Raw genomic sequence first — 26,543 nt, forward strand, 5'->3', positions numbered from 1 at the left:
CAACACCGGCGGCCCGGCAAAGCCGGTTCCGCGGTGTTTCTGGCGCGAAATGCATCGAAAAGCAGCGGCGGTGTGTGCCATCGCCGTCGCCGTCCTTCTCGCGGGCTGCGCGAGCGGCACGCGCAGCGGCGGCGGCGCACTGGGCGGCCGCGACGGCCCGGGCAGCAACATCCCGTCCGACCTGGACCGCGTGCCCGATGCCGAGCCCCGCATCGAAGCCATCCGCAACAGCGGCGGCACCAGCAAGCCCTACACGGTGCTGGGCCGGGCCTACCAGCCGATCACCGACGACCGGCCGTTCCGCGAATCGGGCATCGCCTCGTGGTACGGCCGCAAGTTCCACAGCGCCTCGACCGCGAGCGGCGAGCCCTACGACATGTACGCCATGACGGCCGCACACAAGACGCTGCCGCTGCCCAGCTACGTGCGGGTGCGCAACCCGGCCAACGGGCGCGAGGTGATCGTGCGGGTGAACGACCGCGGGCCCTTCGTCGACGGCCGCATCATCGACCTGAGCTACACCGCGGCGCTCAAGCTCGACCTGCTGCGCGGCGTGGCGCCGGTGGAAATCGAGCGCATCACGAACGAGGACATCCGCACGGGCGCATGGCGGCGCGATTCGGGCACGGCGTATGCCTCGGCCTCGCAGCCGCCGCGCGCCGAGCCTGCACCGGTGGCCGTGCCCTCGGCCTGGGTGGCGCCGGTGGCGATGAACGCTGCAGCGCCGGCCGGGGCGATGCCGGTCGCGCCGCAAACGCCCATGGCATCCACGGCGCCCGCCGACCGGATCGCGCAGGCCGCGCCGGCGCCCGAGCCGGAGGCCGCATCGCCCCGCCAGCCGATCATGGTCACCGACCTCCCGCCGCTGGCGCCGCCCACGGCACCGCCGCCCGCGCCCGCAGCTGCCTCGCAGGGCGCGGCGCCCTCCTCGCCTTCAGCCGCAGCCGCGGGTTTCTGGGTGCAGCTCGGTGCCTTCCGCGAGCGCGATGGCGCCGAGAGCCTGCGGAGCCAGGCCGCGCGCGGCCTGCCCACCCTGGCGCCGCAGCTGCGCGTGTTCAGCGAAGCCGGCACGCACCGCCTGCAGGCCGGGCCCTTTACCTCGCGCAGCGAAGCCGGCGAGGCCGTCACGCAGCTGCGCGAGAGCCTGCGCATCGCGCCGATGGTGGTCGAGCGACGCTGATTCGAGGCCTCAGGGCATCGCCTTGGCCGCCACCGGCAGGCGCATGCCCACGCCCATGCGGTTCCACGCGTTGATCTGCGCGATGGCGATCGAGAGTTCGACGATCTCGAGTTCGCTGAAATGCGCCTGGAGCGCTTCGAATTCGGCATCGCGGGCTTGGTGATGATCGGGCAGGCGCGTCAGCGTCTCGGCCCAGTCGAGCGCCGCGCGCTCGCGCTCGCTGAAGAAGCTCACTTCGCGCCAGGTGGACAGGCTGTTGATGCGCTGCCAGTCCTCGCCCTGCTGGCGCAGGTCGCGCACGTGCATGTCGAGGCAGTAGGCGCAGCCGTTGATCTGCGAGACGCGGGCAAAGACGAGGTCGATCAGCACCTTGCCGAGCGTGCTCGACTCGATGGTGCCGTTGACGGCGATCATGGCCTGGAAGGCCTTGGGCGCGATCTTGAACCAGGTCAGGCGGGGGGCGATGGGGTTGCTCATGGTGCGTGCTCCAGGTGGTTGAGATGAAGAATCTGCTTGCTACCCACTGAAGACGGGCCGGCCATCGGCCCTGTGACACGCCGTCCGAAAATTATTTCGACGAATAGAGCTGCGCGATGCGCGCGAGCTTGTCGGGGTTGCGCTGCACGCGGACGCGCACGATGCGCTCGTCCTCGATCTCGAAGGTCTGGGCCGATTCGAGCTGCCCGTCGATGAAACGCAAGAGTCCGGGCTCGCCGTTGATCTCCACCAGTTCCATGCGCACCGCGGTGCCCATGCGGCGCCAAAGCGCGAAGTACAGCTGCGCGAGCCGCTGGCTGCCGCGCAGGACCTTGCTGAAGCTCTGCACCTTGCCGCCGCCGTCGCCGATGAGTTCCACGTCTTCCGCCATCAGCGCCTTCAGCTCCTGCAGGCTGCCGCGCGCTGCCGCATCGGCAAAGGCGCGCAGCAGGCGCTGGTGGGTTTCGCGCGGCACCTGGAAGCGCGGGCGCGCCTCCTGCACCTGGGCCTTGGCGCGGTGCACCAGCTGCCGGCAGGCGGCTTCGCTCTTGCCGAGCGTGCGGGCCACCTCGTCGTAGTCGGCATCGAACACCTCGCGCAGCAGGAAGGCCGCGCGCGCCTCGGGCGCCAGGCGCTCGAGCACGGCCAGGAAGGCGACGGAAATGTTGTCGGCGCGTTCGAGCAGCTGCTCCGGGGTGTCCGGCCCGCCGGTCAGCGTGGGCTCGGGCATCCAGGCACCGACGTAGTGCTCGCGCTGGACCTTCGCGGCGCGCAGCCGGTCGATCGAAAGGCGCGTGACGACGGTGACCAGCCAGGCTTCGGCACTGCCCAGGTCGGCCTTGTCGGCCTCATGCCAGCGCAGCCAGGCGTCCTGCACCACCTCTTCGGCTTCCGCGACGGAGCCGAGCATGCGGTAGGCGATGCCCTGCAGGCGGCGGCGGTGGCTGTTGAAGGCGAGGGTGGGATCGTCCATGCTCACAAGACGGGCGACCCACCGGGTTTGTGACAGGTGCTATGCGCCCTGGTACTCGGGCCTGGGGCCGAGCGAGGCGGCCAGTTCCTTGCGGTAGCGGTTGAGTTCCTGCACGGTCTTGAAGCTGCGGTTCATCAGCAGGCTCAGGTTGTGCAGGATGCGCTCGCCGACCTTGCTTTCCCAGACCGCGTCGAACTTGATCTGCTTGTCCAGCCAGTGCTCGAGCCAGTCGGGGTCGGGCATGCGGCTCTGGATGGTGTCGTTGGGGAACAGCGCCTTGTTGACGTGCAGGTTGGTCGGGTGCAGCGCCTGGGCCGTGCGCCTCGCGCTGGCCATCAGCACGCCCACCTTGGTGAACGCGGCGCGCGCCTCGTCGCCGAACTTTTCCATGGCGCGCTTCATGTAGCGCAGGTAGGCGCCGCCGTGGCGGGCCTCGTCCTGGCTCAGCGTGGTGTAGATGTGCTTGATGACCGGCTCGGTGTGCCACTGGGCGGCGCGGCGGTACCAGTGGTTGAGGCGGATTTCGCCGCAGAAGTGCAGCATCAGGGTTTCGAGCGGGGGGGCCGGGTCGAAGTCGAAGCGCACCTCGTGCAGTTCCTGCTCGGTGGGCGCATGCTGGGGACTGAAACGCTTCAGGTACTCCATGAGCACCAGCGAATGCTTCTGCTCCTCGAAGAACCAGATCGACATGAAAGCGGAAAAGTCGCTATCGTGGCGGTTGTCGCGCAGGAACATCTCGGTGGCCGGCAGTGCCGCCCACTCGGTGATGGCGTTCATCTTGATGGTCTGCGCCTGCTCTTCGGACAGCAGCGAAGCATCGAACGACTGCCAGGGAATGTCCTTGTCCATGTCCCAGCGGACAGATTCGAGTTGTCTGAAGAGTTCCGGATAAAGCATCAAAGTCTTTCTAAGGCCGTCGATTTTAGTCGGCTCGTTTGGCGCACCCATGACAGACGCGCGATGATGTGTGGATAAGCGCGGTCTTATGGCGCGAAATGCACACTTTTTTGTCTTCAGGAGCCCTCTTATGCGAATCCCCGCCGTCCTGGCCGCATGCCTCCTTGCCGCTGGCACGGCGGTCGCCCAGGCCCCTTCTCCCAGCCCGTCTCCAACTCCCGCTGCTGCCCCATCCGCCGCGGCCGACGGTGCCGCGGCCGCCGCCTGCCCGCCCATCCTGCAACACACCTTTCCGCGGCTGCAGGACGAAAAACCCCAATCGCTGTGCCAGTACGCGGGCAAGGTGGTGCTGGTGGTGAACACCGCGAGCTTCTGCGGCTTTACCCCGCAATACAAGGGGCTGGAGGCGCTGGACAGCAGATACCGCTCGCGCGGGCTGGTGGTGCTGGGCTTCCCGTCCAACGATTTCGCGCAGGAATCGGGTTCGAACAAGGAAATTGCCGATTTCTGCGAAAGCACCTTCGGCGTGAAGTTTCCGATGTTCGCGAAGTCGTCGGTGCGCGGCGCCAATGCCAACCCGCTGTTCAAGCAGCTCGCGCTGGCCTCGGGCACCACGCCGAAGTGGAATTTCTACAAGTACCTGATCGGGCGGGACGGCAAGGTGGTGCAGGCCTGGTCCAGCATGACGGCGCCCGACGAGAGCGCCTTCGTCAAGGTCATCGAGAGCCAGCTCGCGGCCGGGGGCTGACGGCTTGCCGCCGTGAACTAACGGTCACAAACGTTTACCACTGGAGGGGGAACCGGACTGGCACACTGTGCTCATAACGAACGAGTGCAGCAAATGCCTTCCAGTTTTCATGTTGCGAGGTCTTCCGGGCGTCTTGCCTGGTCGAAATCCCGAGGCGATTCTTCTCCTCCTCCCTCCCTCCCTCCTTCGCGTCGGGGCGCCTCGCAGCATTTTTGTATTTCCCGCACGGGCGGGGCGCGGCATACGCCGGCGCCCTGAAACGAAAAAGGCGCCAGAGGCGCCTTTTTTCATGGTTGGGTGTCGATGAAGCTGGGCCGCAGCATCAGCTTGTCGTACAGCTTTGCGAGATTGGCGTGCTCATGGCGCCAGTCGATCTCGGGAAAGCGCAACCCCAGCCAGCCCAGCGCGCAGCCCACGGCGATGTCCGACAGGCTCAGGTGGATGCCGCTGCAAAAGGGCTTGTCGGCCAGCCCCTTGGCCATGGCGGCGATGCCGCCTTCGACCTTGGCGCGCTGGCGCTCGATCCAGGCGGCGCTGCGCTCGCCATCGCTGCGGCCCGACCAGGTGGCTTCCAGCCGCCAGAGCACGCCGGCGTCCATGACGCCGTCGGCCAGCGCTTCCCAGGTCTTGACCTCGGCGCGCTCGCGGCCCTGCTGGGGAATCAGCTTGCCCACGGGGGACAGGGTGTCGAGGTATTCGACGATCACGCGCGAATCGAACATCGCGTCGCCGCCTTCCATGATGAGGCAAGGCACCTTCCCGAGGGGGTTGGAGTGCGCGATGGTGGTGTCGGCCGCCCAGACGTCCTCGATCACGAACTGGTAGTCGAGACGCTTTTCGGCCAGCACCACGCGCACCTTGCGCACATAAGGGCTGGCGGCCGATCCGATCAGTTTCATGAAAGCTCTCTCCCCTTGCATTGATGACGTTTGTTCATGGTCATTTTAGGGGAAGGGCCAAAGAGCGGGCCCCGATCCGTGGCAAACGTGCATCGGCGCCAAGCCACCTAAAATTCGGGGAATGAGCTTCTCCACCGTTTCCGCCCTCTCCCCACTTGATGGCCGCTATGCGGCCAAACTCGCGGCCTTGCGCCCGCTGATGAGCGAACAGGGCTACATGCACCGGCGCGTGCAGGTCGAAGTGGCGTGGTTCATCGCGCTGTCGGACTGCGGCTTTGCCGAATTCAAGCCGCTCACGGGCGGCGCCCGCAAGTACCTGCTGGGGCTGGTTTCGCACTTCTCGGAGGCCGACGCGCTGGCCATCAAGGACATCGAGAAGACCACCAACCACGACGTGAAGGCGGTCGAATACTGGATCAAGTCCAAGTTCGAAGCCCGGCCCGAGCTGCTGGCCGCCGCCGAATTCGTGCACTTCGCCTGCACCAGCGAAGACATCAACAACACCAGCCATGCGCTGCAGATCCAGGCCGCGCGCGAAAAAGTCATGCTGCCGGCCATCGACGGCCTGATTGCCAAGCTGCGCGAAATGGCGCACCAGTTCGCCGGCGTCTCGATGCTGTCGCGCACGCACGGCCAGACCGCCAGCCCGACCACCGTGGGCAAGGAAATCGCCAACGTGGCGGTGCGGCTCTCGAAGGCGCGCGCGCAGATTGCCTCGGTGCAGCTGCTCGGCAAGATGAACGGCGCCGTGGGCAACTACAACGCCCACCTGGCCGCCTGGCCCGACTTCGACTGGGAGGCGTTCAGCCGCAAGGTCATCGAAACGCCGGCACCGCTCGGCCTGGGCCTGAGCTTCCAGCCCTACAGCATCCAGATCGAGCCGCACGACTACATGGCCGAGCTGTTCGACGCGGTGGCGCGCGCCAACACCATCCTGATCGACTTCTCGCGCGACGTCTGGGGCTACGTGAGCCTGGGCTACTTCAAGCAGCGGCTCAAGAAGGGCGAGATCGGCTCCTCGACCATGCCGCACAAGGTCAACCCGATCGATTTCGAGAATGCCGAAGGCAACCTGGGCCTGGCCAACGCGGTGCTGCGCCACCTGAGCGAGAAACTGCCGATCAGCCGCTGGCAGCGCGACCTGACCGACAGCACGGTGCTGCGCAACATCGGCGTGGCCTTCGGCTATGCCACGCTGGCCTACGCGAGCCTGGCCACGGGCCTGGGCAAGCTGGAACTCAACGAAGAAGCGCTGGCCGAAGACCTCGACGCCTCGTGGGAAGTGCTGGCCGAACCGATCCAGACCGTGATGCGCCGCTTCGGCGTGCAGGGCGCCTACGAGCAGCTCAAGGAAGTGACGCGCGGCAAGACCGTGACGGCCGAGGCGCTGCACGGCCTGATCCGCTCGCTCGACATTCCCGAAGCGGAAAAGGAGCGCCTGCTTGCCATGACGCCCGCGAGCTACGTGGGCAAGGCGGCGGAGCTCGCCAGTAGAATCTAGCCTCCCCGCACGCCGATGCAGCAGCCGCCCGAGGGCGGCTGTTTTCTTCGTGCCACGCCCCCTTTCCAGCCAACGCGCCCCGTGCGGCGCGCCAGCCAACAACCAGGCGGGGCCTTTTCGACGCCCCTGTTGTCCATGCTGCGCGCATCCCTCCGACGCCTCTGGCTCAAGATCCACCGCTGGATCGGCCTCTCGCTCGGTCCGGTCCTGGCCCTCACGGCGCTGCTGGGCGCCGTGCTGGTGGTGGCCTTGCCGATCGACCGCCATGCGCATCCCGCGCTCTTCGTCGCACGAAGCGCGGCCGAAGCGGGAACGGGGATGCCCACGCTGCCGCTCGAACCGCTGCGCCAGCACCTCGTGGCCGAGTTCGGCCCCGACACCACCTTCACGCTGCGCCCGCCGCGCAGCCCCGGCGAGACGCTCTGGGTGTACGTGCGCGGCCCCTGGGACGGCACCCTCTACCTCGACCCCGCCACCGGCGCGGAGCAAGGCCGGCGCGGCTCGCACGAAGGCGCCTACAACCTGCTCTTCGAGCTGCACAGCAGCCTGCTGCTGGAAGACACAGGCAAGGGCATCCTGGCCTTCGTGGCGCTGGCCTACCTCTTCCTGCTGGTCACCGGCCTGGTGCTCTGGTGGCCCGCGCGCTGGCCGCCGTCGCTGCGCATTTCGCTCGACCGCGGCCTGCTGCGCGGGCTGTTCGACCTGCACCGCACCGGCGGCGCGGTGCTCGGGCTGCTGATTGCGGTGTCGGTGTTCACGGGCGCCTACATGGCCTGGCGGCCGCTCGGCGGCTTCATTTCCACCGCCATGGGCCAGGAGCTGGTCAAGCCGCCCGCGGTTCCCAAGGGCTCGCCCATGAGCGCCCGGCTTTCGCTCGACGAACTGGTGGCCCGCGCGCAAAGCGTATTCCCGGGCCAGCCGATCGGCTACGTGCAGGTGCCGGCCAGGCCGAACCGCCCGATGCGCGTGCGCTTCCGGCTGGCCGACGATCCGCATCCGAACGGCATCAGCTCCGTGTGGCTGCATCCGCTGACCGGCGAAGTGCTGGCGGTGCGCCGCTGGCAGGACCTGGACGCCGGCAACGGCGCGGTGGTGGTGATCTACCCGCTGCACACGGGCGTGCTGGGCGGGCCGGTGCACCAGGCGATCACCATGCTGCTCGGCCTGGCGCTCGGCGGCCTGGGCCTGAGCGGCATCTGGCTCTGGTGGCGCCGCCGCCGCGCGGCGGCCGCGGCCCGCGACATCGCGCTTTCGGGCGGCAACCGCACCACGTCCTGAGCCGGACGCCCTGCAGCTTTCGATTTTTATGGATATCCGAGGAGAAGCCTTGTTCAAGCAAAAGAAGTGCGCCGCACTGGTCATGGCGCTGTTCCCCATCAGTTTCCAGAGCCTGGCGGCCGAGGCCGAGCCGGCCGGTGCCGCATCCGGCGCGAAGTCGCTGGAGGCGGTGACCGTCACGGGCGACTGGCTCGGCACGCCCAGCGAGACCAAGGTGCTCGAGCACCCGGGCGCGCGCAGCATCGTCGAGCGCACGCAGATCCAGGAAAGCGGCGCCACCAGCGTGCGCGAGGCGCTGCGCCAGGTTCCGGGCGTGCAAGTGCAGGAGAGCAACGGCACGGGCGGCAGCGACATCTCGCTCAACGTGGGCGTGCGCGGCCTCACCTCGCGGCTGTCGCCGCGCTCGACCATCCTGCTGGACGGCGTGCCGCTGGCCTATGCGCCCTACGGCCAGCCGCAGCTGTCGCTGGCACCGCTGTCGCTCGGCAGCCTGGAAGCGGTCGACGTGGTGCGCGGCGCGGGCTCGGTGCGCTACGGACCGCAGAACGTGGGCGGCATCATCAACTTCGTGACGCGCGCTATTCCCAAGCAGTTCGCGGGCGAAGTGAGTGTGGGCGTGGAAAGCGCGGGCCACGGCGGCGGCACCAAGACCACGCCCAGCCTGTTCATCGGCGGCACCAACGAGAACGGCCTGGGCCTGGCGCTGCTCTATTCGGGCACGCACGGCGACGGCTTTCGCCGGAGCAACGACCACACCAGCATCGACGACCTGATGCTCAAGGGCGCCTACCGCCTGTCGAAGACCGACGACATCGCGGTGACGCTGCATCACTTCGAGGGCAAGGGCCGCATGCCGGGCGGGCTGACCACCGCGCAGTTCGCGGCCGACCCGTTCCAGTCGGACCGGCCTTTCGACGAGTTTTCCGGACGCCGCACCGACGGCTCGATCAAGTACACGCACGACGACGGCGTGAACAAGTTCGAGATGCTGAGCTACTACACGGACTCCTTCCGCAGCAGCTACCTCGAGCAGGAAGGCACCGGCGCCAACGCCAGCCGGCGGCGCCTGACCAGCGCGCCGCGCAACTACAAGACCTACGCCTTCGAGCCCCGCTACTCGCGCCTGATCGATTCGGGCAGCGTGGTGCAGGAGATCAGCGTCGGCGCGCGCTACCTCAAGGAAGAAGCCTCCGAAGTGGCGACGCGCAGCGCCTACTACCGGCCGAGCCCGGGCTTCGACGCCTATGCCCTCGCCCAGCCCGCCTACCAGTCGAGCAAGGGCGGCACCACCGCCCACGCCGTCTACATCGACGACCGCATCGACTTCGGCAACTGGACGGTCACGCCCGGCGTGCGCTACGAATCGATCCGCTCGCACAACGACGTCTTCACGCTGGCCAACGGCCGCGTCACCGGCGCGAACTATCCGAAGATCGATTCCAACGAGGTGCTGCCGACGCTGTCGGTGCTCTACCGCATGAACGAGCGCTGGTCGGTGTTCGCGAATGCCGGCGTTTCGTTCGGGCCGCAGCAATATGCGCAGCTCGCGCAGTCCACCACCGGCCTGCACCCCGAGAAGGCCAAGACCTACGAGATCGGCACGCACTACAAGGGCGAGGCCTGGAGCGGCGAGCTGACGCTGTTCAACATCAACTTCGACAAGGAGCTGCTGCTGGCCCGCTCGATCACCGGCGACGTCGGCCAGTGGACCGACCTGGGCGCCACGCGGCACCGCGGCCTGGAGTCGGCGCTGCGCTACCAGCTCGGCAGCCTGAGCGATTCGCTCAAGGGCCTGTCGGTGTCGGCCACCTACACCTACACGCAGGCGATTGCCAAGGCCGGGGCCTTTGCCGGGCGCGACCTGCCCTTCTACTCGCGCCAGGTGGCCACGCTCGGCGCGCGCTACGAGCGCGGGCCGTGGACCTTCAATGCCGACGTGTACGCGCAATCGAAGCAGCGCTCGCCGGGCTCGCCCGACGACGGCGCGCAATACATCACGCTGGAAGACCCGAACGGCCGGCTCGGCAACATTCCGGGCTACGCCACCATGAACCTGCGCGCGGCGTACGACTTCGGCCCCTCGATGAGCCACCTGAAGCTGGCCGTCGGCGTCAAGAACCTGTTCGACCGCCGCTACTACAACCGCTCGGTCGACAACAACGGCGGCAAGTACGTGGGCCAGCCGCGCACGGTATACCTGCAGGCCTCGGTGGCGTTCTGACGCGGCCCGTGGGGGCGCATACACTCGCGCACCCATGGCCCTCAAATCCACCATCTTCAAGGCTGCCCTCGCGGTGGCCGACATCGACCACGGCTACTACGCCGACCATGCGCTGACCCTGGCGCGCCATCCGAGCGAGACCGACGAGCGGATGATGATCCGGCTCGTCGCGCTCGCGCTCAACGCGCACAAGCTGCAGGACGTTTGCCAGGGCGACGGCACGCTGGCCTTCGGCGCGGGCTTGTCGAATGTGGACGAACCCGATGTCTGGCTGCGCGATTTCACGGGCGAGACCAAGCTGTGGATCGAGGTCGGCCAGCCCGAGGACAAGCCCATCATCAAGGCCTGCGGCAAGGCGGACGAGGTGATCGTCTACTGCTTCAACCATGCGGCCGAGATCTGGTGGCGCGGCATCGAGAACAAGCTCACGCGGCCGCAGAACCTGCAGGTCTACCGGGTGCCGACGGAAGCCTCGCAGGCGCTGGCCGCGCTCGCGCAGCGCAGCATGCAGCTGCAGGCGACGATCCAGGAGAACACGCTGACGCTGGGCGACGGCACCCACAGCATCGACGTCGAGCTGCTGCGCTGGAAGTAGCCTCAGGCCACCGGCATCATCCGGCCGCAGTGCCAGCACTGCTCGAAGCCGCCTTCGATGCGCTCGCCGCAGATGCACTGCCAGTTGCGCTGCGGCCGGTGCTGGGCCGCATGCAGCACCTGCTGCGCGCGCTCGAACTGCGCTTCGTCGTCGATCCAGATCTCGGGCAGGCACTGGTCGGGCGGCAGCTGGCCCATGACGGCGCCCAGGTATTCGCGCTGAACCGTCGCCTCCACGCCCTCCTCGCGCAGCGCATGCACCCACAGGGCCGCGATCGCGAGGTTCGGAGCCTGGGCAAGGCGGCGCATGGGGCGGCCTCCTTCAGGGCGCGTCGTCGGGACCGAGGGGCTCGGCGGGATCGTCGGGCCACTGCGGCGGCTCGGCCTCGCGCGCACGCTCCGCATATTTGTTGAAGCGCCAGGCCGAGTCTTCCATGGTGATGCGGCGCCAGGTCACGCGCTTCTCGGCCGGCGACATGGCGGGCCAGTGCTGCACCTCGTCGAAGCTGCGGCCGCAGCCCTTGCACTGATCGTCGCCCTGGCTGGTGGAGCAGATGGCGATGCAGGGGGTGTCGGGCGTGCTGTTGTACCAGTCGAGCCAGGCGGCCCAGGCTTTTTCGGGGAAGCCGAACTCGTCGACCTCGTCCTCGTGGTGGAACACCATGAGCGCGTAGACCTCGGCGAGCGCGCGCAATTCGGGCGCCAGCGTGATGCCGTCGGGCGAGGGGCTCTTCTCCCGCCAATGGTTGATGGCGGCCTCGATGTCGGTGATGTGAATGGCGGCCATGAAGAGAGAAAAAACAGCGAGCCGGCGATCATAGTCCGGCAATGTCCCGCGTCAGTCGAAGGTTATATGCGCTACACAACACATAGCAACATAACCAGCAACCACAAGGCTTTCGAGAGCATTCTTTTTGGATCTCGGTAATTTCGAGGTTGCCAGAACAGGGTTTGCAATGCTCTAATTCTCCTCACGAAGGGGAGTAGCTCCCAGCCGCCGTGCACCACGGCGGCCATCGACAGGTCGTCAATACGAAGCACAACACTTCCGGCCTGTTGGACAACACGTGCCCCCGGGCGCGCGCTGTCGAGCAAGACCTTCGATTTGAACCTGCGCAGGTTTGGTCGAAGCGTTCCTGAATCCCCGGTCATCGCCCGGTCTTCGCCATCGCTTCGGCCTACCCGCACGGGATGGATCGAAATGCAACGCATGCGCCGGACCGGCGCCATCCAGCCCAGGATGGACGGACCGCGCGAAGACAAGAGGAATCTATGGAACAGTTCATGACCCCGGAATTCTGGGTCGCGGTCGGTCAGATCATCATGATCGACATCCTGCTCGGCGGCGACAACGCCGTCGTCATTGCCCTGGCCTGCCGCAAGCTGCCGCCTGCGCAACGCACCAAGGGCATCCTCTGGGGCACGGCCGGCGCCATTGCGCTGCGGGTGATATTGATCTTCTTCGCGCTCACGCTCCTGGCCATTCCGTTCCTGAAACTCGTCGGCGCCGCGCTGCTGGTGTGGATCGGCATCAAGCTGCTGGCGCCCGACCATGACGATGCGCACGGCAACATCCAGAGCAGCGACAAGCTGTGGGGTGCGGTCAAGACCGTGATCGTGGCCGACCTGGTGATGAGCGTGGACAACGTGATTGCCATTGCCGGTGCCGCGCAAGGCGCCGGCCAGGCCCACCAGATGCCGCTGGTGATCTTCGGCCTGCTGGTGAGCATTCCGATCATCGTCTGGGGCAGCCAGCTGGTCATCAAGCTGATGGACCGCTTCCCGGTCATCATCACGCTCGGCGGCATGCTGCTGGGCTGGATTGCGGGCACCATGGCGGTGTCCGACCCCGCGCTGTCGAACACCGCGGCCTGGACCTGGGTGCCGAAGCTGCCGCAGACCGATACCATCCGGTACGCCGCAGGCATTGCCGGCGCGCTGCTGGTGCTGGCCGTCGGCAAGTGGGTGGCCATGCGCCAGGCTCGCCAGAAGCCGGCCGAAGCCGCCACGTCCAGCTGACGGCCACTTGCAGGGGCCTGGCGAAAATGCTCTTCCCCTGCTGCCCGGTCTCTGCCACTCTAATTACTTGAAGGAGCACCCATGGAAAAGGTCATTCTGTACGTCGACGACGCCGGCTATGCGGCCGAGCAGTTCGCCGAGCTTGCCCCCGACGCCAGCAGCGTCGTGGCACGCCACTGGGTACTCGTGGCCTGCGCTCCGCGCATGACGCACCGCATCAGCAAGTGGGTGAGCCACAGCGCACGCGAGAACTGGCGCGCCAAATGGTTCAGCAAGGTGCAGGCGCAATTGCTGCCGCTGCTCGAGCGCAATGGCGGCCAGGTGACGCCGGTGCTGGCCAAGGGCCCGCTGGCCGACCTGACGCAGCAGCTCAAGCGCGAGCATTCGGCCACGCTCGTGGTCGATGCGCGCCGCCCCAAGATCGGCGTCGACCTGGAGCCGGTCACGCTCGACCAGGCGCCGCCGCGCCAGTCGGGCTGGGCCTTTCCCGGCGCCGTGATGGGCATGGGCGCGCTGCTGGTGCTTGCGAACGAACTGGCCGAATAAGCGCGCAACCCCGTCCCTGAACGAGCCCCGGTGCGGCAACGCGCCGGGGCTCGTTGTTTTGGGGCCTCTGGGGTATCCTGCGCCGCATGCGCATCATCATCAAATGGCTGCTCAGCGCTGTCGCGCTGCTGGCGGTGGCTTATCTCTATCCCGGTGTCCAGGTTGCCAGCTTCGGCTCCGCACTGATTGCCGCAGCCGTCATCGGCCTGCTCAACATGGTCGTGCGGCCGGTGCTGGTGGTGCTGACGCTGCCGGTCACCATCGTCACGCTCGGGCTGTTCCTGTTCGTGATCAATGCGCTGCTGTTCTGGGCCGCATCGGGCCTGTTGTCCGGCTTCCAGGTCAACGGCTTCGTGGCGGCGCTGATCGGCTCGCTGATCTATTCGCTGCTGGGCCTGGTCATCGAAGCCGCGCTGGGCGGGCTGCTCTCCAAGGGCTGAGCCGCCAAGGCGGGCGGCGCTTTCTTTATCGCTGCTCGGCTCACTTCAGCGGCGGCTCCTCGGCCTGCCGCTTCACCAGCACCTCCACGGCCCGTGCGCGGGTGTCGATGATCGACGCCTCGTAGTGGTCAATGGGCGTGCCGGGCCTGCGCATGAGTTCCTGCGCGGCCTTGAGGCGGTCGCGTGCGGCCGGATAGTCGAGGATGGCCACATTGGCCTCGGCATCGGCGCGCACCGCGCGCACCGAATCGTTCTGCGCGCCATACAGGTTGGCCAGGGCCCGCCAGGCGGTGGCATCGCGCGGATTCGTGGCCACCCAGTCGCGCAGCACCGGCACCAGGGGCGCGGGCTGCCGCGTGGCCACGGCGGCATCGGCCGCAAGCAGCATCTCCGGCCGCTCCTTCGACTTGGCATCGAGCAGGCCCGCGGCCTTGGGCGCGTTGCCGCCGGCCAGTTCGATCTCGGCGTTGAGCCAGCGCGCCAGCCTGGCTGCGGAGGCGTCGTCGGCGGTGCGCGCCGTCAGCCGCTCGGCCATGGCGCGTGCGGCGCGGAAGTCGCGCAGCTCCTTGGCCGACAGCGCCGCCGCATAGAGCGTGCCGGCCTGCTGGGCCGCACTGCTCTTGGCAAACTCGCCGCTGGAGGCCGCATCGACCCACAGCCGCAGCACGTCCACACCCGGCCGCGTGAGCACGCGGGCACGCGCGGAGATCATGGCGTGGTCCATGGCCAGCGGCATGGCCGGGGCGGCATCGAGGCGGAACTGGAAGCGCCCCTGCATGTCCGAGATGCGCTCCGAGGTGAGCGGATGGCTGCGCAGGTAGGGGTAGGAGCCGTTGTCGTTCAGGCGCGAGGCGTACTGCAGCTTCTCGAACATCGCGGCCGCGCCCTGCGGCGCAAAGCCCGCCTGCGTCATCACGCCGAAGCCGACGCGGTCGGCCTCGCGCTCCATGTCGCGCGAGAAGCTCAGCTGGTTCTGCATGAACAGCGCCTGGCTGCCCATCATCACGGCCTGGCCCGCATCGGCGTTGCGGCTCTTGCCGGCCGCGATCATGCCGAGGATCAGGCCCGCCAGCATCAGCGGCATCTGCTTGCCCTGCTGGTTCATGATGCGGGAGATGTGGCGCTGCGTGACGTGCGACAGCTCGTGCCCGAGCACCGTGGCCAGCTCGTCGCGGCTGCCCACCGTGGCAATCAGGCCCATGTTGAGGCCCAGATAGCCGCCCGGCAGCGCAAAGGCATTGATGTTGCGGTCGCGCCCCAGCAGGATGGTCCAGGCAAAACGCTCGTCGAGCTCGGGCGTGAGCTCGCCGCGCTGGCGGGCGGCGGCCAGCAGGCGCTGCCAGATGTCCTGCACGTAGGCGGCGACCACCGGGTCGTCGATGTAGTCGGTGTCGCGGTAGAGCTCGCGCGCAATCTGGTCGCCCAGCTGGCGCTCGGCACTGGCGGTCATTTCGCCGCCGTCGCCCAGGCCCGGCAGCACCTGCATCTGGGCGCGGGCCGGCACCGGCAGCAGGACCTGGCCCGCTATCAAAACGGCAGCACAGAGCGACCGCAAGGCGGGCGCGGCGGAAGTCTTTCTGGTGGCAAAGGGAGTCAAGCGCGGCATTCCTCGTCCATTGGCTCGGGCTCGTATGATGCACCTCCACACCGATCGTTCACACATGAGCTCCCTCACCCATTTCGATGCCCAGGGCCAGGCCCACATGGTCGACGTTGCGGCCAAGCCCGCCACCCATCGCGTGGCCGTGGCCACGGGCCGCATCGAGATGCAGCCCGCCACGCTGGCGCTGATCGAATCGGGTACCGCCAAGAAGGGCGACGTGCTTGGCATCGCCCGCATCGCGGGCATCCAGGCCGCCAAGAAGACCAGCGACCTGATCCCGCTGTGCCACCCGCTCGCGCTCACGCGCGTGGCGCTCGCGTTTGCGCTGGCCGAAAAAGGCAATGCGCCGCAGGTGGTGTGCACCGCCACCGTCGAGACCGTGGGGCCGACCGGCGTCGAGATGGAAGCCCTCACCGCCGTGCAGGTGGCGCTGCTCACCATCTACGACATGTGCAAGGCGGTGGACCGCGGCATGCGGATCACCGACGTGCACGTGCTCGAAAAGCATGGCGGCAAGTCGGGCAGCTACCTGGCAGCCCCCCAAGGCTAGGGCGCCAGCCCGTCCACGGGCAGCCCCTTCAGCCAGCGCTCGTACTCTTCTGGAAATGCGATACGGAAGCGCTCCGCCTGGTCGCGGGCTTCCTCGCCCTGCCCCATCAGCTCGGCGCTTTCGATCAGCTTGACGATCACGCGCGGCTCGGGCGAGAAATGCAGCGTGCGCTCGGCCAGCGAGTGCATCGCGGCCGCATTGGCCGGCGTGACGGCCGTGAGCGTCAGTTCGGCAAAGTCGACCTGCCTGGCGAAGAGCCATGATCTTTTGGCCTTGGCGAGCGTGCCGTCTTCATAGGCCGGCAGGCGTTCGTCGCGCGGCAGGTAGATCTGGCTGATGCGGATGTAGTCCCAGGCGGCATAGCCGACCGCCGCCATCAGCGCCGCGGCCGCGACGGAAGACAGGATCGGCGGCTCGAGCCACCGGGCCTTGAAGCGCTGCCGCAGCGATGAAGCCGTTGCGGCGCCACGCGCCGGCCACAGCATGCCCAGGCACAGCCCGAACACCAGCTGGAACGGCCCGTACCAGAGCGGATATTCGAGCAGGCTGTGCAGCGCGATCGCGCCCAGCATGCCCCAGGCCATGAGCCGCACCGAGTCGCGCTCGCGCCAGGGCCTGGCCCCCATCACCATCCAGAGAAAACCGCCGCAGACCAGCACCGACACCGGAATGCCCATTTCCACCGCCAGGTGCAGCGGCAGGTTGTGCGCGTTGTCCAGGATCTCCGGGAAGCGCGGTCCGTCGTACAGCGTGCTGTAGTGCGCGAAGGCCAGCTCGCCCCAGCCCCAGCCCGCGAGCGGATGCGCGGCAATCAGCGAGAGCACGTTGCGCCAGAGGATCATCCGCGTGTGGTCGCCCGGCGCGCCCCCCTGCAGCCGCTGCATCATGCCCTCGACCTCGCCCGCCGCAAGCTGCGGCAGCACCCAGGCGATGGCGAAATAGACCGGGATCATTGCCAGCAGCACCAGCGGCGGCGGCAGGCTGAAGGGCGTGCCAGCGCGCTCGGCCGGTACGCCGCGGCGCTCCCGCCGCGCGATGAAGGCGGCAACGCCCACGATCGACAGCAGCTGGAGCAGCCCGGTGCGCGAGGTGGACGCCGCCGCGGCCACCAGCAGCAGCAGCGCCGCCGCCACCAGCCAGCGCCGAATGCGCGCCGAGGGCTGCGCCGCATGGATCCAGAGCGCCGCCACCAGCGCCATGCTGATCAGCGTGGCGAACTGGTTGCGCTGGCGCAGGTTGCCATACGCCTGGCCCAGCGCGGGCGTGGTGGTCCACGGCACCAGCGGCTCGGCCAGGCCGTAGTACTGGAGCAGGCCGAGCACCGCGCTGACGAGGCCGGCCACGAGCACGCCCACCGCCAGCGCCCCCGATACGGCCGGCCTGCCCCGTGCCATGCCTGCCCCCACACAGGCCGCGGCCGCCATGGCGGCCAGCGCCATCACCGCCGGCAGCCATGCGGCGGCCGTGGCATGCGGGGACGAAAAAAGCACGACTGCTGCCGCCCCGGCGCCGAGCCATACCCAGATGGCGCGCGCCGGCACGGCGACAGGAACGGCCAGAAGCATCGCCGCGAGGCAGACCCAGGTGGCCAGCAGCTGCCAGGCCTGGACCGAGGGACCGGCGACGAGGGGGCAGAGAAACGGGAACGCGACCAGCCCGGCACGCAGGGCGCCGACGGCTTTAGGCGAGAGAGCGGCGGCCTCGGCAGGCGCTGCGCGGGAAGTCATTCCGCCGATTGTGCCGACCGGCCGGGCCGACGAATGGCGGCGGGTGGGAGACGAGCGGCTTTGCGGGAAAACACATTTAGAGACATTCTTAGACAACTATCTACAACTGTTGCCAGCCCCCTGGCGGAAGGCCCGGAATCGGTCCGAAAGGTGTCTCTTGAAGAAACAAGCAAGCTATCTGCGTCGCGCTGTCCAGGCACGGGGCGGTTCGTCCGGCTTCACGCTGATCGAAGTGATGATCGTGGTGGCGATCATCGGCATCCTGGCCTCGATCGCGATTCCAGCCTACAACGACTATGTTCGCCGCGGCCAGTTGCCGGAGGCCTTCAATACGCTGTCCGCCTACCGGGCAACGATGGAGCAGTACTACCAGGACAACCGCAACTACGGTCCCTCCGGAACGAATTGCGCCGCCAATGCCGCGGCCGCATTCACGCCTTCCGGCACCAAGTACTTCAGCTACACCTGTACGACTTCAAACAGCCAGCAGAACTATGTCATCACCGCCACCGGAAGCGCGGGGCAAGCGGTCGGACACACCTACACCCTCAACCACAATGGCGACCGCGCGACCACCCAGTTTAAAGGCAGCACCGTAACCCAATCGTGCTGGCTTACAAGCAGCAGCGCTTGCTGATCGAACCATGTCGATCACCATGCGGCAACGCGGCTTCACACTGGTCGAACTGGTCGTCACCATTGCGGTGTTGGCGCTGATCCTCTTCGCCGTCATGCCAAGCATCGGCACTTGGCTGGAAAACACCCGCATTCGCAACGTTGCCGATTCGCTGCAAAACGGGCTCCAACTGGCGCGCGGCGAGGCTGTGCGGCGCAATCAGAATGTGTCGCTCTGGCTGGTGTCGCTCAATGACCCGGCCGTGCTGAGCGACGACTGCTCTCTTTCAGGCGCCAGCGGCGCCTGGATCGTGAGCGTGAACTCCCCGATTGGGCATTGTTCCGACGCCCCATCGACGATCAGCTCTCCCATGATCGTTACGGGGCGCCCCGCAGGAGACAGCGGCGGAAGAGTCACGGTGGCTGCGGTTCAAGCCGTTGACGGATCGACCGAAGGTACGACCGTCACCTTCAATGGTTTTGGGCGCGTTGCCAACAGCGATGCCATTGGCCAGATCGACGTCATCGGAACCGCCACAGGCACCCGTGCATTGCGCATCGTCGTCTCGCCCTCGGGCTCGGTGCGCATGTGCGAGCCGGCCATTGTCGACAGCACGGCAAAGGATCCCCGCAAATGCTGAACCGAGTGAATCGCGTGCGCGCGCCCGGCCAACTCAACCAGGTGCGGCGCAAGCCTCCCCAAACCTCGCATTCGCGAGGCATCGCCTTGATTGAAGTGCTCGTAGCGCTGCTGATCTTCATGCTGGGCGTGCTCGGGCTGGTCGGCCTGCAGGCCTCGATGACGCGCGCACAGACTGACTCCAAGGTGCGCGCCGATGCCGCCTATCTCGCCAGCGAACTGAATGGGCGCATGTGGTCCGACCTCACCAATCTGGCGAGCTACAACGGCACCGGTTGCGCCTCTCAAGCGCGATGCAGCGAATGGCAAAGCAAGGTCAGCAGCAGCCTGCCTGGAGGGACCGGTGCAGTCACTGTCAACGCAAGCTCCGGCGACGTTGCCGTCACCATCAGCTGGACGATGCCGAATGGTGAAACGCACCAGTACGTCACGCACACAACCGTCTCGAAGGCTGCGAACTGAGATGCGCACCGCTCAACCCATCTTCTCCAAGCATTCTTCCCAGCGTGGCTTCACCCTGGTCGAACTCATGGTCGGCCTTGTGCTGGGTCTGCTCACGGTGCTTGTCATCAGCCAGGTTCTCGCGCTCGCCGAAGGCAAGAAGCGTTCGATCACCATGGGCAGCGATGCGCAAGTCAATGGCGCGTTGTCGCTCTTCACACTTCAACGCGATGTGCAAATGGCGGGCTACGGTGCAGCCGCCAGCCCAGATGCACTCGGCTGCTCGGTGACGGGCAAGTACGACGCCGGTGGCGCGTCGTTCGTCTTTCCGTTGGTCCCGGTCGTCATTACCAATGGCACCAGCACCGATACCAACGCTCCAGACACGATCACTGTCTTGCAAGGGCGGACCACGAACTTTTCGGCGCCCATGGTCCTCAAGGAGGATCACCCACAGTCCAGCAACTATTTCGAGGTGACGTCCTCGTTCGGAGCAGTGGTCGGCAACATGATGATTGCCGTCCCAAAAATCCAGGGCAGCGGCCTGGGCTGCACGTTGTTCAGCGTGACCAACGACACGACATCCCCTGCCACCACATTGGGACCTACTCGTGTACCTCATGCCGCCACCGCTGCAAGCAAGTGGAACCAGAACAGCATATTTCCGACGAGCGGATACGCGTCGGGCAGCTATCTGCTGAACATGGGGTCGATGGTCTATCGCAGCTATTCGATCAGCAGCGCCAATAGCCTGCAGATGGTCGAGCGCTCTCCCGTGAATGGGGTGGTGACCGACCCGCCGCTGGAACTCTATCCGCAGATCGTCAATGTCCAGGCCATGTACGGCAAGGACACCAATGGCGATGGCGTTGTCGACACCTACGACAACGTTACGCCGACCACCAACGCCGGTTGGCTGCAGGTGCTCGCGATCCGCATCGCGGTAGTGGCGCGCAGCAACCAGTACGAAAAGGAGAACGTCACAGCGAGCGCACCCCAGTGGGACGTAGGCGCCAACGCCACCATCACTGGTACCACGACTTGCCATGGTGCGAGCAAGTGCATTGCGCTGAAGGTGAGCCACGTCCCGGAATGGCAGCACTACCGCTTCAAGGTCTACGACACGATCGTGCCGCTGCGCAACGTCCTCTGGAATTCCTGAGCCATCGCCATGCAAATCAGACCATTGAATCTCTTCCAACGCCGGCGTGCTCAACGCGGTGTCTCGCTGCTCTTCGCCCTTCTGACGCTGGTCGCGCTTTTGCTTGCAACATTGGCACTGGTGCGCTCGGTCGACACCAGCACGCTGGTGCTGGGCAACATGGGTTTCAAGCAGGATGCCACCTCTGCCGCGGACCAAGCCGCGCGCAAAGCCATCGACTGGTTGACCGCCAACAGCGCCAGCCTGAACACCGACGCCGCGTCGAGCGGCTACTACGCAAGCACGCAGGAGCTTGCCGCCGACGGCGTGACGGCAAAACCGCCGATCGATGTAACCGGCCGGCAACTCGCCGCCAGCAACAACCGCCAATTGATCGACTGGGACGGCAACACCTGCCAGTCCGCCACCACGGGCACATACAACGGGTGCACCGTTACGACTGCGGATGCCGGCACCATCAACAACAACAACGCCCGCTTCGTCATCTTCAGGCTGTGCTCCAAGGCGGGCAATTACCTCACTGACGCAAGCATCAGCTGCGCCAAGCCGATTTCGAGTAGCGGTGCCAGCGTGACCAAGAAGGGCGAAATGAATTACGCCGAACAGCCTTTTGCCGGTGGCGCTTCCGGACCGTACTACCGCATCGTGGTGCGCGTGCTGGGTGCGCGCAACACAGCCAGCTTCACCGAAACCATTGTGCACTTCTGATGAGGAAGTGCCGCTCCTGCGCCAGACAGAGAACCCAACACCATGAAAAATAGATTCACTCTTGCCATCGGCCTGAAGCCCCAAAGGCAGGCCATCTGCTGTGCGGTGATGATCTGTGCGTTGCTGCTGGGATCATTCGCCCCCATCGTCGATGCAGCATCCACAGACCTCTCGAACCAACCCCTGGCTACGCTGCCCGCGGTTCAAGCCAAGCCAAACCTGTTGTTCGTTCTGGACGACTCGGGAAGTATGGACAACGACTACATGCCGGACCAAATGTCCAGCGGCAAGTATGGGTACCGCTCCGCGCAATGCAACGGCGTGGGTTATGACCCTACCATGACCTATTCGCCACCGCTCAACGCGGATGGGACGTCTTATCCCAATGCGATTTTTACAGCAGCGCGTAGCGATGGCTATGACGCTTCGAGTTCAACGGTCAATCTCAACAATCGGTTCTATTACACCTACAGCGGCACTCAGCCCAAGATGGGTTGGGCATACACCAGCAGCGGAGCCATTCGGAACACTTTCTACAACGAGTGCATGACTTCGACCAACTCGTGGACCAACCTTTTTCAGCAGGTCACGGTCACCAGCACTTCCGCCGAGGCTCAAAACTACGCCAATTGGTATTCGTACTACCGCAAGCGCTACTTGTTGATGCGCACCGCCATGGGCCGTGCAATCTCGGCGCTGGACTCAAGCTATCGCGTTGGCTTCAGCACAATCAGCGACGGAACTGCGGTGGATGGCAACAACTACTTTCGCGATGTCAAGGATTTCGATCTCGCGCAAAAAACCAACTTCTACAGCAGTCTTTACAGCGCCTCGCCGACCGGCTGGACGCCGTTGCGCTCGGCCCTGTCCAAGGCGGGACGCTATTTTGCGAACAAGGCTCCTGACCAGAGCTACGACCCCGTTCAGTACTCTTGCCAGCGCAACTATGCGCTCCTCTCGACCGACGGCTACTGGAACATGAGCAAAGGCCTGAAGCTCGACGGTACCACCGAGATCGGACAGCAAGACGGTACTGAAGCCCGCCCGATGCGGGATGACAGCCAGGTCATCATCACCACCGTGACACCCTACACCGTGGCGCTGACCAGGAACGCGCTTTCCACCCAGACGCAGACCAGAACCTGGACCCGCACCTCCACCACTGTTTCTTCAACACCAGTGGCGAGCGGACAGAACAAGGGGAAGTACGCCGTCACCAAGGTGACTAATCAGCGCTACACGGAGACACAGTCTCGAACCTATACGACGCCTCAATCGGCCACGAGATCCTATTCCGAAACGGTAGTGACAACCGACGGTGTCGAGACGTCCAGAAGTACCAGCACGTCCACCACTTCGGCCTGGGTCAACACCGGGACACCCACCGAGTCGTTTACGGGCAATGGTCCTCCAACCGACAGCAGCAGCTTCACGAGCGGAAACACAAACACGACCTACCAGGCGGCCAAGGGCGATGGTGTGACGGTCAATTCAGACTCTGCTGGATCGTGGAGTTCCTGGTCTACGGCAACCACTTCCAACACAACACCTGTGGCGCAAACGCCTGTTGCGGGCACGCCAACCCAAACACCGTCCACCTCGGGGGGCACCGGTAACACGCTGGCCGACGTGGCCCAGTACTACTTCGCGACGGACTTGCGGACCAGCGCCCTCGGCAATTGCACTTCGAGCAGCTCCGGCAGCAGCCAGGACGTCTGCAGCAACATCGTGCGCCCAGTGGGGAGCGACAAGGCCGCATGGCAGCACATGAATTCGTTCACGATTGGTCTTGGCGTGAGCGGCACTCTGCCTTACGACAAGAACTACCTGACCCAGACCGCTGGTTCCTATGTGGACCTGACCAGTGGTGCATTGGACTGGCCTGTGCCCGAAGGTGCGGATCTGGATGACGGCCAGGGAGGCAACGCAACCAACGTCGACGACCTGTGGCACGCAGCCATTAATGGCCGCGGCCAGTATTACTCGGCGCTCAATGCCAGTGCGCTGAGCGAAGCCATCAACGGCGTCGTCACGTCGGTGCAGCAGGTCTCGGGCTCGGGTGCCACGGCATCGACCAGTTCGCTGCAATTGGTGGCCGGCGACAACAACCTGGTCTTCCGGGCGAGCTACACCACGCAGTTGTGGACCGGCGATCTGCAGGCCTTTGCAATCAACGGTTCGACGGGCGTCATCGCGAATACCGCCACGTGGTCCGCGCAGGCAAAACTCGATGCAACGGCCGCTTCGGACAGAAGAATCTATTTCAGCAACGGCTCGGCTCTACAGAGCTTCGAATACAACAATCTGAGTTCCGCGCAAAAGGGCTACTTCGACAATCTCTGCGGCAAGACCCTCATTGCCGCGCAATGCTCGCAGCTTTCAGACAGCAACAAGGCGCTGGCCAACAACGGCACGAACCTCGTCAACTACCTGCGCGGCGTGCGCACCTACGAAACGGCCAGCGTCGACGCATCCAACAACAGCATTGCCGCGCTCTATCGCAAGCGTGAACATGTGCTGGGCGACATCATCAACGGTGCGCCGGTCTATGTTGGGAAGCCCCCCTTCCGCTATGCCGACGCCGGCTACGCCGACTTCGTTACAGCAAAGTCAACCCGCACGCCCGTGGTGTACGTGGGCTCGAACGACGGCATGCTGCACGCTTTCTCGGCTGCGACCGGCAGCACTGGTGGCAACGAGCTCTGGGCCTACGTTCCAGGTACCGTCATGCCCAACCTCTACAAGATGGCGGACACGAGCTACGGATCAAGGCACCAATACTCCGTGGACGGAGCGCCCGTCATGGGCGACATCAAAGTTGGCACCACCTGGAAGACCATTGTTGTCGGTGGCCTGAACAGCGGCGGCCGCGGCTACTACGCACTGGACATCACCGACCCCAATGATCCCAAGGCCCTCTGGGAGTTCACCGATGCCAACCTGGGCTTCAGTTTCGGCAACCCGGTGATCGCCAAGCGCGGCGACGGCACCTGGATCGTTGCCTTTGCCTCGGGCTACAACAACACCAGTGGCGACGGCAAGGGCCACCTCTACGTTCTGAATGCAAACACCGGCGCCCTGCTGCTGGACATTGCCACCAGCGACGGCAGCAGCGACGACCCGAGCGGCCTCGCAAAGATCAACGCCTGGATCGAAAGCTCCAGCGACAACACAGCCAAGCGCTTCTACGGCGGCGACCAGCAAGGCAACCTCTGGCGCTTCGACATCGACGGTCTCCTGCTACCCAACCGGGCTGCGATGCGACTCGCCAAGTTCCAGGTCAACGACACGACGCCGCAGCCCATCACCACAAAGCCGGAAACCGTGGAGATCTCAGGCAAGCCCGTGGTCGTGGTTGCAACAGGCCGGTATCTCGGCGCATCCGACATCGCGGATTCGACGCAGCAAAGCATCTATGCAGTGAAAGACACGTTGACCGCCACCGGATGGAGCGACGTGCGCGCCGATACCACGAACTTCGTCAGGCAAACGTTCACGTTGAATGGGCCCGTGGCGACCGCCACTGCGGCCTCGGTGTCCAACACGTCGGTCGACTGGGCGACCAAGGGCGGTTGGTGGATCGACCTGCCGCATTCGCGTGAACGTGTGAATACCAACCTGGGCCTGCAATTCAGTACCTTGTCGGTTGCCACCGCCATCCCGAACGGCGACGCCTGCGCATCGGGCGGCACGGCCTGGCGCTACTACCTCAATGTGGCCAATGGCGGCGTCGTGACGACTAACCCGGCCGGTGGACTCTTCAGCACCGACGGGCTGATCATGGGCATGACCTGGGTGCAGGACAGCAATGGCAATGCCCGCATCATTTATCAGAAGAGCAATGGCGACAACGTGATCGAGACGCCGCCGGTGGCGACATCGTCTGGCTCCGGTAGCGTGCATAGAACCTCCTGGCGCGAACTGGTGGACTGAACTTCGATGAAGGCGGTCTTGGCCCCGCATGCGTCGGGCCAGACAAGGATGCGATACGTATTTTTTGTGAGCGTGGCGCTTTCGTTGGCGCTTCACGCTGCAGTGCTTTCGTCGCGGATTTCGCCTGTCGCCCCGAAGGGTGCGCCGACCGGCGCGATCGGAGACGCCGCCTCCTCCATGCGGGTGCGAACGGTCCCCCTTTTTCCTGCGCCGCCCTCGCCTTTGCCTTTACCACCCCGTGAGCCCCTTCAGGCGGCCGAAGCGGCTCATACGTCCGGCCGTGTATCCGCGTCCGAGGAGGAACGGTCGTCAGACCCGTCGCCTGCCGCGCTTCCTCCCGCGGTCATACTCGAGGCTGAAAGCGACAGCTACTTGCCACGCAAGAGGCTATCAATGCCGCCTATTGCCAAGACGACCATCGTCCTTGAGCCTCCGCCCGGTGAAATAGTGAGCACCCGCCTGGTCGGCATTCTGTCGCTCTTTATTGACGAACAAGGTCGCGTTCAGCGCGTGGATGCCGAGGAGCCGACACTCCCTCCGGCCTTCGAGCAAGTGGCACGCGAGGCCTTTATGGCCGCGAAGTTTTCTCCTGGTGAAGTCGAGGGCCGTGCCGTCAAGTCGCGCCAGCGGGTGGAAGTGGTTTTCGACTACACGCCCTGACGCACGCCTGCAACTCGCAAGCAGGGCCTTTCGGCGCGTTGACCACGCCAGCGGTGCGCAGTACGCTCTTGATGTCCCCTAGCAACTGTGCGTCGATATGTATGCGCGACCTCGCGGGCGGCGGTCTATCCGCGAAAAATCGCTGCTAATGTTCTTCCAATGATTTGGATGTCACTCCAGAAATTTCTCGTGTGCACGTACTGAATGCTATGTTCGAGTTTGATCGGCAAGACCAGATTTACGTAGTGTGATTCCGGATCGGGCGCTTTCGCGAGCAGCGAAGACTCATTTCTGAATGCAAGTGATCCCGGATCGGTGATGCCGGGCTGAACACTCAAGATGATTTTCTTCACGTCCGATGAATAGAGTGCGACAAAACGCGGCACCTCGGGCCGCGGGCCGACCACGCTCATTTCACCGCACAGCACATTGAAAAATTGCGGAAACTCATCTAGCTTGTATCGCCGCAAGAATGCTCCAGCCCGAGTAATACGTGCATCTTCACCAACCGTGATCAGAGATCCGTCCGTCTCAGAATCGTGGCGCATGGTGCGGAACTTGAGGATCTGGAAGCACCTACCGGCCAAGCCGACCCGCTCCTGACGAAACAGTGCGGGGCCCGGTGAGTCGAGTTTGATCCAGACGGCAATGGCAGCCAGAATCGGTGACAAGACCAGCAAAGCCACCAGTGCCACGCTGATGTCGAATACCCGTTTAGCCATCAACTTCGC

26 protein-coding genes are annotated in these 26,543 nt (G+C 65.5%); 17 read left to right on the forward strand and 9 right to left on the reverse strand.

What is annotated here, in order from left to right; translation table 11 throughout:
- The first annotated feature begins 49 nt into the window (after positions 1–49).
- Positions 50–1,180: a septal ring lytic transglycosylase RlpA family protein gene (locus ACAM54_RS25190; RefSeq protein ID WP_369649293.1), complete on the forward strand. Its 1,131-nt coding sequence runs from the start codon at positions 50–52 to the stop codon at positions 1,178–1,180.
- A 9-nt stretch (positions 1,181–1,189) separates the two neighbouring features.
- On the opposite strand, the gene ACAM54_RS25195 is transcribed toward ACAM54_RS25190, so the two are convergent.
- The 3 genes from ACAM54_RS25195 to ACAM54_RS25205 form a co-directional block, all read right to left on the reverse strand.
- On the reverse strand, positions 1,190–1,657 hold the full coding sequence (locus ACAM54_RS25195) for a carboxymuconolactone decarboxylase family protein (RefSeq protein ID WP_369649294.1): 468 nt from the start codon (positions 1,655–1,657) through the stop codon (positions 1,190–1,192).
- A 91-nt stretch (positions 1,658–1,748) separates the two neighbouring features.
- Positions 1,749–2,630 (reverse strand): RNA polymerase sigma-70 factor, encoded by an 882-nt coding sequence (locus ACAM54_RS25200; protein WP_145739147.1) that lies wholly within the window; start codon positions 2,628–2,630, stop codon positions 1,749–1,751.
- 39 nt (positions 2,631–2,669) lie between these two features.
- Positions 2,670–3,527: a ferritin-like domain-containing protein gene (locus ACAM54_RS25205; RefSeq protein WP_145739146.1), complete on the reverse strand. Its 858-nt coding sequence runs from the start codon at positions 3,525–3,527 to the stop codon at positions 2,670–2,672.
- A 130-nt stretch (positions 3,528–3,657) separates the two neighbouring features.
- Here ACAM54_RS25205 and ACAM54_RS25210 point away from each other — a divergent pair, with 130 nt between their 5' ends.
- Positions 3,658–4,275, forward strand: coding sequence for a glutathione peroxidase (locus ACAM54_RS25210; RefSeq protein ID WP_369649295.1), 618 nt, complete (start codon positions 3,658–3,660; stop codon positions 4,273–4,275).
- 287 nt (positions 4,276–4,562) lie between these two features.
- Here ACAM54_RS25210 and ACAM54_RS25215 read toward each other — a convergent pair whose 3' ends face one another.
- Positions 4,563–5,174, reverse strand: coding sequence for a glutathione S-transferase N-terminal domain-containing protein (locus tag ACAM54_RS25215; RefSeq protein WP_145739142.1), 612 nt, complete (start codon positions 5,172–5,174; stop codon positions 4,563–4,565).
- A gap of 121 nt (positions 5,175–5,295) precedes the next feature.
- Here ACAM54_RS25215 and purB point away from each other — a divergent pair, with 121 nt between their 5' ends.
- The 4 genes from purB (at position 5,296) to ACAM54_RS25235 (ending at position 10,769) form a co-directional block, all read left to right on the forward strand.
- Positions 5,296–6,675, forward strand: a complete 1,380-nt coding sequence (gene purB, locus ACAM54_RS25220) for an adenylosuccinate lyase (RefSeq protein ID WP_145739140.1) — start codon at positions 5,296–5,298, stop codon at positions 6,673–6,675.
- Positions 6,676–6,810: 135 nt separating this feature from the next.
- The gene (locus ACAM54_RS25225; protein WP_369649296.1) at positions 6,811–7,953 is read left to right on the forward strand and encodes a PepSY-associated TM helix domain-containing protein; all 1,143 of its coding nucleotides are present in this window, start codon (positions 6,811–6,813) and stop codon (positions 7,951–7,953) included.
- Positions 7,954–8,035: 82 nt separating this feature from the next.
- Positions 8,036–10,174 (forward strand): TonB-dependent receptor family protein, encoded by a 2,139-nt coding sequence (locus ACAM54_RS25230; RefSeq protein WP_369651015.1) that lies wholly within the window; start codon positions 8,036–8,038, stop codon positions 10,172–10,174.
- A gap of 34 nt (positions 10,175–10,208) precedes the next feature.
- Complete coding sequence (locus tag ACAM54_RS25235; protein WP_145739134.1) at positions 10,209–10,769, forward strand: YaeQ family protein; 561 nt, start codon at positions 10,209–10,211, stop codon at positions 10,767–10,769.
- A 2-nt stretch (positions 10,770–10,771) separates the two neighbouring features.
- Here the strand turns inward: ACAM54_RS25235 and ACAM54_RS25240 are convergent, their stop codons facing one another.
- Together ACAM54_RS25240 and ACAM54_RS25245 are read right to left on the reverse strand one after the other, a co-directional pair.
- Complete coding sequence (locus tag ACAM54_RS25240) at positions 10,772–11,077, reverse strand: DUF2007 domain-containing protein (protein WP_209535645.1); 306 nt, start codon at positions 11,075–11,077, stop codon at positions 10,772–10,774.
- Positions 11,078–11,090: 13 nt separating this feature from the next.
- Positions 11,091–11,555, reverse strand: coding sequence for a DUF3717 domain-containing protein (locus ACAM54_RS25245; RefSeq protein WP_369649297.1), 465 nt, complete (start codon positions 11,553–11,555; stop codon positions 11,091–11,093).
- Positions 11,556–12,040: 485 nt separating this feature from the next.
- On the opposite strand from ACAM54_RS25245, the gene ACAM54_RS25250 reads away from it, so the two are divergent.
- The 3 genes from ACAM54_RS25250 (at position 12,041) to ACAM54_RS25260 (ending at position 13,773) form a co-directional block, all read left to right on the forward strand.
- Positions 12,041–12,787, forward strand: coding sequence for a TerC family protein (locus ACAM54_RS25250; RefSeq protein ID WP_145739128.1), 747 nt, complete (start codon positions 12,041–12,043; stop codon positions 12,785–12,787).
- A gap of 81 nt (positions 12,788–12,868) precedes the next feature.
- A complete protein-coding gene (locus ACAM54_RS25255; protein WP_145739126.1) occupies positions 12,869–13,333 on the forward strand; it encodes a hypothetical protein in 465 nt (154 codons plus the stop codon).
- Positions 13,334–13,419: 86 nt separating this feature from the next.
- Positions 13,420–13,773, forward strand: coding sequence for a phage holin family protein (locus tag ACAM54_RS25260; RefSeq protein ID WP_145739124.1), 354 nt, complete (start codon positions 13,420–13,422; stop codon positions 13,771–13,773).
- Positions 13,774–13,813: 40 nt separating this feature from the next.
- On the opposite strand, the gene ACAM54_RS25265 is transcribed toward ACAM54_RS25260, so the two are convergent.
- Entirely contained in the window at positions 13,814–15,379 is a 1,566-nt protein-coding gene (locus tag ACAM54_RS25265; protein WP_369649298.1) for a M48 family metalloprotease, read from the reverse strand.
- A gap of 55 nt (positions 15,380–15,434) precedes the next feature.
- Between ACAM54_RS25265 and moaC the strand changes: the two genes are divergently transcribed.
- Complete coding sequence (moaC, locus tag ACAM54_RS25270; RefSeq protein ID WP_192324895.1) at positions 15,435–15,926, forward strand: cyclic pyranopterin monophosphate synthase MoaC; 492 nt, start codon at positions 15,435–15,437, stop codon at positions 15,924–15,926.
- On the opposite strand, the gene ACAM54_RS25275 is transcribed toward moaC, so the two are convergent.
- Complete coding sequence (locus tag ACAM54_RS25275; protein ID WP_369649299.1) at positions 15,923–17,653, reverse strand: PglL family O-oligosaccharyltransferase; 1,731 nt, start codon at positions 17,651–17,653, stop codon at positions 15,923–15,925. The two genes, moaC and ACAM54_RS25275, sit on opposite strands and share 4 nt — an antisense overlap.
- 157 nt (positions 17,654–17,810) lie before the next feature.
- Here ACAM54_RS25275 and ACAM54_RS25280 point away from each other — a divergent pair, with 157 nt between their 5' ends.
- From ACAM54_RS25280 to ACAM54_RS25310, 7 genes are all read left to right on the forward strand, one after another.
- Positions 17,811–18,290, forward strand: a complete 480-nt coding sequence (locus ACAM54_RS25280) for a type IV pilin protein (protein ID WP_369649300.1) — start codon at positions 17,811–17,813, stop codon at positions 18,288–18,290.
- A 7-nt stretch (positions 18,291–18,297) separates the two neighbouring features.
- On the forward strand, positions 18,298–18,909 hold the full coding sequence (locus ACAM54_RS25285; RefSeq protein ID WP_369649301.1) for a GspH/FimT family pseudopilin: 612 nt from the start codon (positions 18,298–18,300) through the stop codon (positions 18,907–18,909).
- Positions 18,903–19,370, forward strand: a complete 468-nt coding sequence (locus tag ACAM54_RS25290; RefSeq protein ID WP_369649302.1) for a pilus assembly protein PilV — start codon at positions 18,903–18,905, stop codon at positions 19,368–19,370. The genes ACAM54_RS25285 and ACAM54_RS25290 overlap by 7 nt, the downstream gene beginning before the upstream one ends.
- Position 19,371: 1 nt before the next feature.
- On the forward strand, positions 19,372–20,511 hold the full coding sequence (locus ACAM54_RS25295; protein ID WP_369649303.1) for a PilW family protein: 1,140 nt from the start codon (positions 19,372–19,374) through the stop codon (positions 20,509–20,511).
- Between the two features lie 9 nt (positions 20,512–20,520).
- Positions 20,521–21,219 (forward strand): pilus assembly protein PilX, encoded by a 699-nt coding sequence (locus tag ACAM54_RS25300; protein WP_369649304.1) that lies wholly within the window; start codon positions 20,521–20,523, stop codon positions 21,217–21,219.
- 42 nt (positions 21,220–21,261) lie between these two features.
- Complete coding sequence (locus ACAM54_RS25305) at positions 21,262–25,152, forward strand: pilus assembly protein (RefSeq protein ID WP_369649305.1); 3,891 nt, start codon at positions 21,262–21,264, stop codon at positions 25,150–25,152.
- Between the two features lie 393 nt (positions 25,153–25,545).
- On the forward strand, positions 25,546–25,812 hold the full coding sequence (locus ACAM54_RS25310) for an energy transducer TonB (RefSeq protein ID WP_369649306.1): 267 nt from the start codon (positions 25,546–25,548) through the stop codon (positions 25,810–25,812).
- 125 nt (positions 25,813–25,937) lie between these two features.
- Here ACAM54_RS25310 and ACAM54_RS25315 read toward each other — a convergent pair whose 3' ends face one another.
- Positions 25,938–26,534: a sugar transferase gene (locus ACAM54_RS25315; protein WP_369649307.1), complete on the reverse strand. Its 597-nt coding sequence runs from the start codon at positions 26,532–26,534 to the stop codon at positions 25,938–25,940.
- Positions 26,535–26,543 lie beyond the last annotated feature (9 nt).

Origin of the sequence: Variovorax sp. V93 (assembly GCF_041154485.1) — a bacterium.
Lineage (GTDB): Bacteria > Pseudomonadota > Gammaproteobacteria > Burkholderiales > Burkholderiaceae_C > Variovorax > Variovorax beijingensis_A.

Bases quoted from the DNA above. Each gene is read 5' to 3' on its own strand.
- ACAM54_RS25190 (WP_369649293.1), top strand. From the start codon at position 50: ATGCATCGAAAAGCAGCGGCGGTGTGTGCCATCGCCGTCGCCGTCCTT.
- ACAM54_RS25195 (WP_369649294.1), bottom strand. From the start codon at position 1,657: ATGAGCAACCCCATCGCCCCCCGCCTGACCTGGTTCAAGATCGCGCCC.
- ACAM54_RS25200 (WP_145739147.1), bottom strand. From the start codon at position 2,630: ATGGACGATCCCACCCTCGCCTTCAACAGCCACCGCCGCCGCCTGCAG.
- ACAM54_RS25205 (WP_145739146.1), bottom strand. From the start codon at position 3,527: ATGCTTTATCCGGAACTCTTCAGACAACTCGAATCTGTCCGCTGGGAC.
- ACAM54_RS25210 (WP_369649295.1), top strand. From the start codon at position 3,658: ATGCGAATCCCCGCCGTCCTGGCCGCATGCCTCCTTGCCGCTGGCACG.
- ACAM54_RS25215 (WP_145739142.1), bottom strand. From the start codon at position 5,174: ATGAAACTGATCGGATCGGCCGCCAGCCCTTATGTGCGCAAGGTGCGC.
- purB (WP_145739140.1), top strand. From the start codon at position 5,296: ATGAGCTTCTCCACCGTTTCCGCCCTCTCCCCACTTGATGGCCGCTAT.
- ACAM54_RS25225 (WP_369649296.1), top strand. From the start codon at position 6,811: ATGCTGCGCGCATCCCTCCGACGCCTCTGGCTCAAGATCCACCGCTGG.
- ACAM54_RS25230 (WP_369651015.1), top strand. From the start codon at position 8,036: ATGGCGCTGTTCCCCATCAGTTTCCAGAGCCTGGCGGCCGAGGCCGAG.
- ACAM54_RS25235 (WP_145739134.1), top strand. From the start codon at position 10,209: ATGGCCCTCAAATCCACCATCTTCAAGGCTGCCCTCGCGGTGGCCGAC.
- ACAM54_RS25240 (WP_209535645.1), bottom strand. From the start codon at position 11,077: ATGCGCCGCCTTGCCCAGGCTCCGAACCTCGCGATCGCGGCCCTGTGG.
- ACAM54_RS25245 (WP_369649297.1), bottom strand. From the start codon at position 11,555: ATGGCCGCCATTCACATCACCGACATCGAGGCCGCCATCAACCATTGG.
- ACAM54_RS25250 (WP_145739128.1), top strand. From the start codon at position 12,041: ATGGAACAGTTCATGACCCCGGAATTCTGGGTCGCGGTCGGTCAGATC.
- ACAM54_RS25255 (WP_145739126.1), top strand. From the start codon at position 12,869: ATGGAAAAGGTCATTCTGTACGTCGACGACGCCGGCTATGCGGCCGAG.
- ACAM54_RS25260 (WP_145739124.1), top strand. From the start codon at position 13,420: ATGCGCATCATCATCAAATGGCTGCTCAGCGCTGTCGCGCTGCTGGCG.
- ACAM54_RS25265 (WP_369649298.1), bottom strand. From the start codon at position 15,379: ATGCCGCGCTTGACTCCCTTTGCCACCAGAAAGACTTCCGCCGCGCCC.
- moaC (WP_192324895.1), top strand. From the start codon at position 15,435: ATGAGCTCCCTCACCCATTTCGATGCCCAGGGCCAGGCCCACATGGTC.
- ACAM54_RS25275 (WP_369649299.1), bottom strand. From the start codon at position 17,653: ATGACTTCCCGCGCAGCGCCTGCCGAGGCCGCCGCTCTCTCGCCTAAA.
- ACAM54_RS25285 (WP_369649301.1), top strand. From the start codon at position 18,298: ATGTCGATCACCATGCGGCAACGCGGCTTCACACTGGTCGAACTGGTC.
- ACAM54_RS25290 (WP_369649302.1), top strand. From the start codon at position 18,903: ATGCTGAACCGAGTGAATCGCGTGCGCGCGCCCGGCCAACTCAACCAG.
- ACAM54_RS25295 (WP_369649303.1), top strand. From the start codon at position 19,372: ATGCGCACCGCTCAACCCATCTTCTCCAAGCATTCTTCCCAGCGTGGC.
- ACAM54_RS25300 (WP_369649304.1), top strand. From the start codon at position 20,521: ATGCAAATCAGACCATTGAATCTCTTCCAACGCCGGCGTGCTCAACGC.
- ACAM54_RS25305 (WP_369649305.1), top strand. From the start codon at position 21,262: ATGAAAAATAGATTCACTCTTGCCATCGGCCTGAAGCCCCAAAGGCAG.
- ACAM54_RS25310 (WP_369649306.1), top strand. From the start codon at position 25,546: ATGCCGCCTATTGCCAAGACGACCATCGTCCTTGAGCCTCCGCCCGGT.
- ACAM54_RS25315 (WP_369649307.1), bottom strand. From the start codon at position 26,534: ATGGCTAAACGGGTATTCGACATCAGCGTGGCACTGGTGGCTTTGCTG.